The sequence below is a fragment of the Vibrio sp. V10_P2A27P122 genome, from assembly GCF_963874335.1.
GTDB classification, from domain to species: Bacteria; Pseudomonadota; Gammaproteobacteria; order Enterobacterales; family Vibrionaceae; genus Vibrio; species Vibrio anguillarum.
The window spans coordinates 1-10,773 of the sequence record NZ_CAWNHY010000026.1 but is presented as its reverse complement, the minus strand read 5'-3'; the positions used below and the strand labels follow the sequence as shown (position 1 = coordinate 10,773).

Here is a 10,773-nt window from a genome sequence, read left to right as displayed (position 1 = left end):
GAATATGGATGCAATCGCTATCAATGGTTTTTTTCTCGTAGGTGCTTTGCTGATTGCATTAAGTGTGTTGTTAAGTCCAGTCTCTTCTAAGTTAGGAATTCCTATTCTGCTCGTTTTTTTATTGGTGGGTATGTTGGCTGGGGAGGATGGCCCCGGTGGCATCTTATTTGATAATTATCCGATTGCTTATTTAGTCAGTAACTTAGCGCTTGCCATCATCTTATTGGATGGCGGCATGCGTACCCGTGTTGCCAGTTTTCGGATTGCCTTTTGGCCGTCAGTTTCGTTAGCGACGTTTGGGGTGGCGATCACCACCATTCTCACCGGCTTGATGGCGGCATGGCTGTTTAATTTGGAATTACTGCAAGGTATTTTGGTGGGTGCGATTGTTGGCTCAACCGATGCGGCGGCGGTTTTTTCCCTGCTTAAAGGGAGAAGCTTGAATGAGCGCGTCGGTTCAACGTTAGAGATTGAATCGGGCACTAACGATCCAATGGCGGTGTTTTTAACCGTGACATTAATTGCGGTACTGGGTAGCCAAGGCGATGATCTCAGCGCAGGATTCTTGCTGCTGAGTTTTATCCAGCAATTTGGCCTCGGGGCTTTATTTGGATTGGCCGGAGGTTGGCTGCTCTGGAAGCTGATTAATAGCAATCAACTTCCAGAAGGGCTCTACTCCATTTTGGCCATCAGTGGCGGTTTGATTATCTTTGCGCTGTCCAATTCACTCGGCGGCAGTGGTATTCTATCCATCTACTTGACGGGTTTATTGCTGGGCAATAAACCGACCCGTTGCCGCTATTCCATTTTGAACGTACTGGATGGAATGACGTGGCTTAGCCAAATTGGCATGTTCTTGGTGCTTGGGTTATTGGTCACACCTTCTGAATTGCTGACCATTGCGGTGCCGGGCTTTGCGCTCGCTTTTGGTATGATTTTGTTTGCGCGCCCCATTTCTGTATGGATTGGTTTATTGCCATTCAAAGCATTTACTGCGCGTGAAAAGTGGTTTATCTCTTGGGTTGGACTGCGCGGCGCTGTGCCCATTATTTTAGCGGTTTTCCCAATGATGGCCGGTTTACCGAATGCGCAGCTCTATTTCAACTTAGCCTTCTTCGTGGTGATGGTGTCGCTAGTGGTACAAGGGGGAACCTTGATGAAAGCGGCCGCTTTGGCTCGCGTTGAACTACCGCCCAAACCTGAGCCAATTTCACGTACCGGTGTTGAGATATACCCGTGCAGCGAATGGGAAATGTTGGTCTATAAACTCAAACAAGATAAATGGTGTATTGGTGAGCCATTACGCAATCTCTCTATGCCTGAAGGAACACGTATTACCGCCGTGTTTCGTGATGAACAACTGCTTCACCCATCGGGCAGCACCAAGTTGCAAGAGGGCGATGTCTTGTGCGTGTTAGCACAGGAGAAAGATCTCGAATCACTGAGCAACCTATTCAGTGAAGCGCCAGAAAAAGCCTCGTTAGAGCGCTTCTTTGGTGACTTCTTTTTGGATGTGGATGCAAAACTCGTTGACGTTGCTGCCTATTATGGTTTGACGATTGAACACCTCAATCAAGAGATGACGCTCAACGATTTACTGATCCAAGAGCTCGGAGCCACACAAGTACTGGGTGACCATTTTGAATGGCAAGGTCTGTATCTGGTCGTGGCGGACGTGGCCGATTGGCAAGCAACCAAAGTCGGTTTGCGATTACCTTTAGAAGAGACGTTAGATGAAGCGAGCGAGTAGCCGACTACTCGCCCAACTCATTGAGTAAAATTACTGCTTGAGTGCGGTTTTTCACCCCAAGTTTACGGAAAATAGCCGTCATATGCGCTTTGATGGTCGCCTCAGAAACATTAAGCTCATAGGCGATTTGTTTGTTGAGTAGCCCATCAGAGAGCATGCCTAATACTTTGTATTGTTGCGGGGTTAAGGCGGCAATTTTCTTGGTTAAATCATTGCATGCGGCGTGATTGGCAATTAGCCCTTCAGGGAAAAATGGGTCACCGGCTAGGACTTGATTGAGCGCCGAGATCAGCGCGCGCATGTCACTCGATTTAGGAATAAAACCAAAGGCACCGTGGCTTTTTACTTGCGCTACCACCGAAGGTTCTTCACTGGCTGAAATCACCACAATCGGTAAATCAGGGTATTCGGCTCGCAAGTGAATCAGCCCTGACATCCCATTTGCGCCTGGCATTTTGAGATCCAACAGCAGCAAATCCACATCGCTCTGTTTGGTTAATAAGGCTAACAGGGCATCTAGCGAATCCGCTTCCAATAAATTGGCACCGCTTATCGCCATATGCACCGATTGAAATAGCGCATTGCGAAACAGAGGGTGGTCGTCAGCAATGATGATGGTGTAGGTCGAATCCATGACGTTTTACACTTTTAGCAATGTCGTTAAATCGATTATTGACCGCGATCTCTCGCTGAACAATCTTTATACGCTAAAAGTCTGAACTGTATCCACTTTTTGTCTGATACTTAGTAGTGACTGAGCCTGATCTGAGAGTGGTGCATGCCAAGCGGTTCGAGAAGAAGTGATGGCGTTCACGCGCCATTATTGCCGACTGTTGCAATGGCTTGCTTAAACAGGCGGCAATAACGGGTAAACCTTAAAGCTGGTGGGCGATGAGGTGCGCTAAAAAGCGATCGGCTGGCATAAAACCGCTGATACGTGCGTTTGAAACGCGTTCACCTTGCGCATTCCAAAAATCAATCGTCGGTAACCCTAGCACGTTCATCGCCTTGAGTAGCTCAATATCTTGTGGCTGATTTTTGGTGACGTCCGCTTGCAATAGCACAAAGTTTTGCAGTTTCTGCGCGACCTCTTGCTGATGGAAAGTGTACTTTTCAAACTCTTTACATGCCACGCACCAGTCGGCGTAGAAATCGAGCATGACGGGTTTACCTGCTAATTTGGCTTGGCTCAACTGCAAGTTGAGCTCAGCAATATTATTCACCCGAATGAACTCGACATGGCTACGGCTTGCTAGGTTGGTTTGTTCTGGCTTAAACCACACATCCAACGCAGGTTGCGCTGAAGCAAACAGACCCAATACCGCAATAATGCCAACCATGCTCTGTTTCCAGCCACCAAACGGCAAGCTGTTTTTACAATGATAGAGCCAACCAAACGCGGCGATCCCAAGCGCGGACCAGAGCGCCGTTGACCACACTGGTGGCAATAAGCGTTCTAGTAAGAAGATCGGCGCAGCCAGTAAAATAAAGCCAAATAGTGTTTTTACTCTCTCCATCCAGCCACCGGCTTTGGGGAGTAGTTTGTTACCAAACACGGCGACCAAAATCAGCGGAATCCCCATGCCCATTGCTAAGGCATACAGTGCAATCGCCCCCGTGAATAGGTCGCCACTTTGCGCGACATACAGCAGCGCGCCAGAGAGAGGCGCGGTGGTGCACGGTGAGCAAACCAAACCGGAAATCGCGCCCATGGCAAACACGCCAAGACTGTTCCCGCCTTGCTGCTTATTACTCAGGCTGCTTAGCCACGTCTGCACTTTGCTTGGCAGTTGTAAGGTATAAACGCCAAACATCGACAGGGCGAGTAGCACAAATAGGGTACTGAGGCCAATCAGTACATAAGGGTGCTGCATCGCGGCTTGAAATTGTAACCCAGCCGAAGCGACGACTAGGCCAAGTACGGTATAAGTGAGCGCCATACCTTGCACGTAAATAAACGATAAAATCAACGCGCGCTGTTGTGAAAGTTGGCCACGACCAAGCACGATACTGGTGAGGATCGGGTACATAGGGAGTACACAAGGGGTAAAGGCTAGGCCAACGCCAAGTGCTAAAAAGAGCAGCGGTGTCCACCAAGAATCGGCGAGGCGGTTTGCTAGCCCGTCTTGTTCAGCCACGGGCGCTTTTGGTGAAGTTGTTTCGCTTTTCGCCATATTGGCCGCCGTGTTGTTGTCAGAGCCAGTATCGCTTGCCACAGCTTGAAGGTCGATAATTCGCGTTTCTGGTGGATAGCAAAAGCCCGCTTTTGCACACCCTTGGTACTGGATAATTAATTTGGCGTTCGCTGCTGCACTGAGGAGCGGTACGTCGACAAACAGTGGCTCAGTATAAATCTTCACATCACCAAAAAATTCATCGTGATATGGCTGACCATCGAGCATCTCGATTTCACCAAGCTGTGCATTTTCGGCGCTGATACTGATCCGATCTTGGTAGAGGTAATAGCCCTGCTTGACCTGCCAATCTAAGAAGATCTGCTTACCTTGCTGCTCGGCATGAAAAGGAAACGCTTGGTCAACTGGGACAAATTGATTGTCGGCTGAGGCCAAACCGAGGTTGTTACCACTATTGAATGGATTGTCATTGCCGAAGACCGCCAACGCAGGTTGGGAAAGTGTCAGCAGAGCTAGCAGTACAAAGGAAAAGAGTAGGCGCATACAAAAATCGAGTCTTCATTAGGTGAGTGTCATCTTAACCCAATCAGACCGCTTTTCGGCGCAATAAGTTTCACAGTGATGGAAAAATCGTCGTTGATGAGGCAGTGAAGCGAGAAAAGCCAAGTGAGGTTGTGGAGCTCACTTGGCTGGGTGATGGGGGTTAAGCGACACCTAGGCGAGTTTTCACCACCGCTTCACACGCTTCAATATTATTGATGTCTTTGGGAATAATAAGCACAGTGTCATTACCACCGACCGTTCCTAAAATCTCAGTGTGGGGATCAATATCAACCAATCGCGCGACCAATTGAGCACTTCCAGGATGAGTTTTTACCACCACAGTGGATTGATTGTGAGTGATAAACTCAATTTGTGAGGCGATAGATGACTCAACACGCACTGGCGCGGTTTCGACCGTAATGCAGTACACTTTTTTCCCGCACGCATTTTGCACTTTCACCACACCAAGTTGGGAAAGCAAGCGTGACACAGTGGATTGGCTAATGCCTTCGTAGCCGAGCTCTATTAGCCTGAGTCGTAGCTCATTTTGGTTAGCAAAACTTTGTTGTTGTAGGATTTTTTTACAAGCGGAAGCTAACGTTTTGTCATCGGTTTGCATTGCGCCGTGGGGGATTTTTCTGTTCACGGGCGGTTCCTTTTATACACGCTACTGCGTCTGGGGTATCGGTGATCCTTACCATGCCAGCACACTCCCAAAGCCATAGAGTGTGAGTTCACGTTATGTTTAACGCCAATGGCGCAACGGTTGAGCATTGCTCTTTTCCCCTCTATAAGTGGTGGGGGATTATTATTGATGCCTGTAGCTTAACATTAATCAATGTGTCGCTTTTTGCGGGGGATCACCAAATAATAAACTAGATTACCGATTTATTTTTGGCGTTTTATGTTGATTTTATGGAATAATATGCACGAAAATATGCAAGATTCGGAGGTTGTCCAGCGCCGAGTTAGGACGCTGGAGGCTGGCAGGGCTGTAAACGCGATGTATGCGCGCTTAGTGCTGTTTTAGCAACGTTCAGTCATGATTTCGCGCGAGAATACTTTCTCACAATAGTGGCATTTGAGATGCACATTCTCTTGTTTGAGTTGCACTTTAAAGCGGCTCTCGACAGGCTCGCCATGAGAGATGCAGTTGCTGTTTGGGCAACGAAATACGCTGTCAATTCTCTCTGGCAAAGTGAGGGTCAGTTTGTTGACCACTTTATACTCTTCAATTTGATTGACGGTGGCTTTCGGGGCATACAGTGCTAATTGGTTCGCTTGCTCTTTGGTGAGATAAAGGTTTTCTATTTTAATCAGATCTTTATTACCTAACGCAGAAGAGGGTAGGTTTAGGCCAATCGTCACACGTTGATTGGTTTCATTTAACTTAAACAAAGAGAGAATTTTGATCCCAAGGTTGGCAGGGATATGGTCAATCACACTACCGTTACGAATCGCTTCAACTTGCAATTGGGTCTCTTTTACCATGATGTTATCTCCTACTTATAAGGTTGGGTTAAGAACAAGGGCTAATAAAGCTTCACGCGCATAAACGCCGTTTTCGGCTTGTTGGAAATAGTAGGCGTAAGGTGTTTTATCGACATCGGTGGTGATTTCATCGACCCGAGGCAGTGGGTGCAGCACTTTTAAATTGTGGCGCGCTTCTTTTAATGTTTCTGCGGTTAAGATGTAAGCCGATTTCATGTGCGCGTATTCAGATGCATCAAAGCGCTCTTTTTGTACGCGCGTCATGTACAGCACATCCAGTTCAGGCACGACCTCTTCAATGCTGGCGTGCAAACTAAACGCAATGCCAGCCTCTGAGAGCTCTTCGCAAATGTAATCTGGCATCGCCAGCACTTCTGGGGCGATAAAAAAGAAACGTACATTGTCGAATTTCGATAAGGCTTGGGTGAGCGAATGGACGGTGCGGCCATATTTTAAGTCGCCGACGAACGCGACGTTAAGGTTATCGAGCCTGCCTTGCGTTTCATAAATGGAAAACAGATCGAGCAAGGTTTGGGTTGGATGTTGGTTAGCACCATCGCCACCGTTGACTACGGGAACGTCGTTGGAAAACTCAGAGGCTAAACGTGCAGCGCCTTCTTGTGGGTGGCGCATGACAAATGCATCGACATAAGAGGAAATAACTTGCACCGAGTCAGCTAAGGTTTCCCCTTTCTTGGCAAGTGACGTATTGCCGCCATTATCAAAACCAATCACTGTGCCGCCTAGGCGCTGCACTGCCGTTTCAAACGACAAACGGGTACGTGTAGAAGGTTCAAAGAAGCAGCTTGCTACTACTTTATTTTTGAGAAGTTCAGGGTTTGGTTCCGCTTTAAGCCTTGTTGCGGTTTCAACAATCAGCTCCAGTTCCGCGCGGCTCAGTTCTGGAATGGAAATGATGTGCTTGTTAAATAACGAATGCGCCATAACGTGTCTTCCCTCTGTATGGTTCGCTTTGGCTACTAGCCTTTGCGAAATTTTGCTTAAAAAAAAGCCCCCTAAAATAGGAGGCTTCAATAACGTTCAGAACAGAAAAACAAAACAGCTAACTCGACCGGCGCCGGGTGTAATGGATGGCGTTGATGGGGAGTGCTGCGGTTCATTTTCTGCTCCGTTTAGACAAATTGCGAAGGATTATACGGACAAAAAACACGCTGGCAATACTCTTTGGAAAATATCCAGAAAATGGATTTTTATGCGAAATTAGCTTGATTTCGATGTTATTTACTACGCGTTTACAGCTAAAGCATAAGCGCGATTTGTGAGTGTTATTGACTGAAAAAAAATGCGAGCTTTATTCAAGCTCGCATCGATTCAACATCAAAGAAATGAAGTAGACGATTCATCGCCTACATTCATTATCTACTATTCGTTACCTAAGTTAGTTACCTAAGGTGGCCACCATCACGGCTTTGATGGTGTGCATGCGGTTTTCAGCTTCATCGAACACGATGGAATGCTCAGATTCAATCACTTCATCGGTCACTTCAACGCCTTTGGCAAGCACTGGGTAGTTTTTCGCAAGCTCTTTGCCAACGGTGGTATCTTCGCCGTGGAAAGCAGGCAAGCAGTGCATGAATTTCACATGTGGGTTACCAGTGGCTTTTAACATCGCCATATTCACTTGGTAAGGCAGCATCAATTCAATGCGCTCTGCCCATGCTTCTTTCGCTTCGCCCATCGATACCCAAACATCGGTGTAAAGGAAATCACAGCCTTGAACGCCTTCTTGAACATCATCTGTGAGCGTAATTTTCGCGCCTGTTTGCTTTGCAATAGTGCGACATTCCGCGACTAATTCTTCCGTTGGCCAGAACGCTTTTGGTGCAACAAGGCGAATGTCCATGCCCATTTTCGCAGCGCCCACCATCAAGGAGTTACCCATGTTGTTGCGTGCATCACCGAGGTAGGCAAATTTCATTTCATGGAGGCGTTTGCCACGGCCATGTTCGATCATGGTAAGGAAATCAGCCAGAATTTGTGTTGGGTGGAATTCGTCAGTTAAGCCGTTCCATACTGGTACGCCAGCGTAGGCACCAAGCTCTTCAACGATCTCTTGACCAAAGCCGCGATATTCGATGCCGTCATACATGCGGCCTAAGACGCGCGCGGTATCTTTCATCGACTCTTTGTGGCCAATTTGTGAACCTGATGGGCCTAAGTAGGAGACTTGAGCACCTTGGTCAAACGCTGCTACTTCGAATGCACAGCGAGTGCGCGTTGAGGTTTTTTCAAAGATAAGTGCAATGTTTTTGCCTTTGAGACGAGGCTGCTCATAACCGTTGTATTTGGCTTTTTTCAGCTCAAGGGATAGATCCAATAGGTGCTGGATTTCGCGTGGAGTGAAATCAAGAAGTTTTAGAAAGTTACGATTGCGTAAGTTAAAAGCCATGATCTTTTCCTCATTTGCAACGCTTGCTTCTGATGAGAGGGTGGAAGAAAGCGTTACTATTTGTTTAAAGTTAAAAACAGATTCGGTTTATAAAATAGATTTTAAAAACAATGTGTTAGTCACGCGTGATATTGGTACCTGCTGTGCCTTCTAAGATGCGTAGGCCATCTTCTAACGCGCCGATCCCAACGACTTTCCCGCCTTGTTGAATGAATTCGCACGAGGCTTCAATTTTTGGCCCCATAGAACCAGCATCAAATTGATAGTTGGCAAGCTCGCTTGGCGTTGTGCTGCGCAGCGCATGTTGGGTTGGTTTACCCCAATCAAGGTAAACGGCGTCAGCATCGGTCAAAATGAGCAGCGCGTCGGCGTTCAATTGTTTGGCAAGAAAGGCAGCAGACATGTCTTTATCGATCACTGCTTCTACACCGACTAATTTGCCGTTTTCACGTTTGACTGGAATACCGCCACCACCAGTGCAAATCACTAAATGACCGGCACTGATAAGCTGGGAAATCGCATCATGTTCGACGATGCCTATCGGTTGAGGGCTCGGAACCACACGGCGGAAGTATTGGCCGTCGGGCTTGACTGTCCAGTGGTATTTCTCAGCCAATTCACGCGCTTCTGCTTCTTGATAAACTGGGCCAATCGGTTTGGTTGGGTTGGCAAAGGCAGGGTCTTTCGGGTCGACCATCATTTGGGTCAACATGCACGAAATGTTGCGTTCAGGTAGCATGTTTTTGAACTCTTGCATCAACATGTAGCCAATCATCCCTTGAGTTTCACTGCCCAATACGTCGAGTGGGTACGGCGCTACTTTTTTGTATTCGAGACCTTGTAGTGCCAGCAGGCCAACTTGAGGGCCATTGCCATGCACCAGCACCACGTTATAGTGTTTGGCTATTTCGGAAATGGTTTTGACTGCAATTTCAATGTTGCGACGTTGAACATCTGCTTCTAATGGCTGACCACGACGAAGTAGCGCGTTTCCACCTAATGCAACAACAACAGTTTGTTTGCTCATAATTCTATCTCTTCTAAGGTGGGTTGAGGCGTGCAGAGGAAATTTGCCTCAACCCATTTGATTAACCTAAGGGCTAGATACCGTCACGCTCAATTGGGCAGCTCATGCAGCGTGCACCGCCACGGCCACGGCCCAATTCGTCACCAGGAATAGACAGAACGGTGATGCCTGCTTTGTCGTATTTTTCATTGGTATAGGTGTTGCCTTCATAGCCAATCACTACGCCAGGTTTGACGGTTAGGACATTGTTTGCATCGTTCCACTGTTCACGTTCTGCGTTGAAGTTGTCACCGCCCGTTGTGATTAGGTTGAGCTTGTCAACGCCAAGTGCTTTTTCGATGGCGGTAACGAAGTAACCTTCTTCTTTCACGTTCACGGCACCAGACTCATCGCCTGTGAGGCTCCAGCATTTCACATCTTTGCGTACCACTTCTGGATAAACAGAGAAGGTGTCTTCACGCATGTGTGTCATGACGGTATCTAAGTGCATGCAAGAGCGGTGTTTTGGTAGTTCCATCGCAATGATTTGCTTCGCTTGACCATGTTTAAATAGGCCCGCAGCTAAGTGTTCAACACCTTGCGCTGTGGTGCGCTCAGACATACCAATCAGTACTGCACCTTTGCCAATTACAAGAACGTCGCCACCTTCAATGGTTGAATTATCGTAATTAATGCTCTCGTCATCACCGAAGTATTTAATGAAGTCTTGGCCCGCAAAGCTTGGGTGCCAGCGGTAAATCGCACGCACATGGTTGGTTTCACGTTGACGTGCAGGTTTTGCCATCGGGTTGATTGACACGCCACCGTATACCCAGCAAGACGTATCGCGAGTAAAGAGATGGTTTGGCAGTGGTTCAATGATGAAATCGGTTGGTGCATGCAAGCCTTGCATCATTGAAGAGGATTTCATTGGCATTTCAGCGTAAGACAAACCACCTGTCAGGATTTTTGCCAATTCAAGGTTTGGCAGATCGCTGAGGTAGCAGCGCACGTCATTCGCAAATGTTTTGCCAAGGCGGTAATCCGATACTTGTTGAGTAAGCAGCCACTCTTTTGCGACGGGAACCGCTAGCGTGTCGGCTAATAGATCGGTCAGCAGTAAAACTTCAACACCTTGGTCACGTAGCGTTTGTGTGAACGCATCATGCTCTTTCCCCGCACGCTCTACGGCCAATACATCATCAAACAAAAGGTCGTGACAGTTGGATGGTGTTAAGTGAGTGAGTGAGCGTCTTGGGCGGTGAACAAGAACTCGACGTAATTGACCAATTTCAGAACCAACATATAACTTACTCATAATAGTATCTCTCTTAATTTATATGTATTTATGCCGTTATATTTTTGACATTAAATTCAACTTGTTCTGGATAAATACATAATTATTTCTGTAGGGAATTCAGTATGAATTTATTTATTC

General features: G+C 47.2%; 9 protein-coding genes. 1 reads left to right on the top strand and 8 read right to left on the bottom strand.

Annotated features, from left to right (window positions below; all coding sequences use genetic code 11):
- Window positions 1-4: 4 nt before the first annotated feature.
- Window positions 5-1,750: a potassium/proton antiporter gene (locus AACQ17_RS01795; protein ID WP_013855819.1), complete on the top strand. Its 1,746-nt coding sequence runs from the start codon at window positions 5-7 to the stop codon at window positions 1,748-1,750.
- A 4-nt stretch (window positions 1,751-1,754) separates the two neighbouring features.
- On the opposite strand, the gene AACQ17_RS01790 is transcribed toward AACQ17_RS01795, so the two are convergent.
- The 8 genes from AACQ17_RS01790 to arcA form a co-directional block, all read right to left on the bottom strand.
- A complete protein-coding gene (locus tag AACQ17_RS01790; protein ID WP_013855820.1) occupies window positions 1,755-2,384 on the bottom strand; it encodes a response regulator transcription factor in 630 nt (209 codons plus the stop codon).
- Between the two features lie 241 nt (window positions 2,385-2,625).
- Complete coding sequence (locus AACQ17_RS01785; protein WP_094146940.1) at window positions 2,626-4,428, bottom strand: protein-disulfide reductase DsbD; 1,803 nt, start codon at window positions 4,426-4,428, stop codon at window positions 2,626-2,628.
- Window positions 4,429-4,588: 160 nt separating this feature from the next.
- Window positions 4,589-5,047 carry an arginine repressor gene (locus AACQ17_RS01780; protein ID WP_088718009.1) on the bottom strand — a complete coding sequence of 153 codons (459 nt, stop codon included), beginning with the start codon at window positions 5,045-5,047 and terminating at the stop codon, window positions 4,589-4,591.
- A 407-nt stretch (window positions 5,048-5,454) separates the two neighbouring features.
- On the bottom strand, window positions 5,455-5,919 hold the full coding sequence (gene pyrI, locus AACQ17_RS01775; RefSeq protein WP_017042201.1) for an aspartate carbamoyltransferase regulatory subunit: 465 nt from the start codon (window positions 5,917-5,919) through the stop codon (window positions 5,455-5,457).
- A gap of 15 nt (window positions 5,920-5,934) precedes the next feature.
- Window positions 5,935-6,864, bottom strand: coding sequence for an aspartate carbamoyltransferase (pyrB, locus tag AACQ17_RS01770; protein ID WP_094146939.1), 930 nt, complete (start codon window positions 6,862-6,864; stop codon window positions 5,935-5,937).
- A gap of 454 nt (window positions 6,865-7,318) precedes the next feature.
- Window positions 7,319-8,329 (bottom strand): ornithine carbamoyltransferase, encoded by a 1,011-nt coding sequence (locus tag AACQ17_RS01765; protein WP_013855826.1) that lies wholly within the window; start codon window positions 8,327-8,329, stop codon window positions 7,319-7,321.
- 115 nt (window positions 8,330-8,444) lie between these two features.
- On the bottom strand, window positions 8,445-9,356 hold the full coding sequence (arcC, locus tag AACQ17_RS01760; RefSeq protein ID WP_013855827.1) for a carbamate kinase: 912 nt from the start codon (window positions 9,354-9,356) through the stop codon (window positions 8,445-8,447).
- Between the two features lie 73 nt (window positions 9,357-9,429).
- Window positions 9,430-10,653: an arginine deiminase gene (gene arcA, locus AACQ17_RS01755; RefSeq protein WP_017046788.1), complete on the bottom strand. Its 1,224-nt coding sequence runs from the start codon at window positions 10,651-10,653 to the stop codon at window positions 9,430-9,432.
- Window positions 10,654-10,773: the final 120 nt, after the last annotated feature.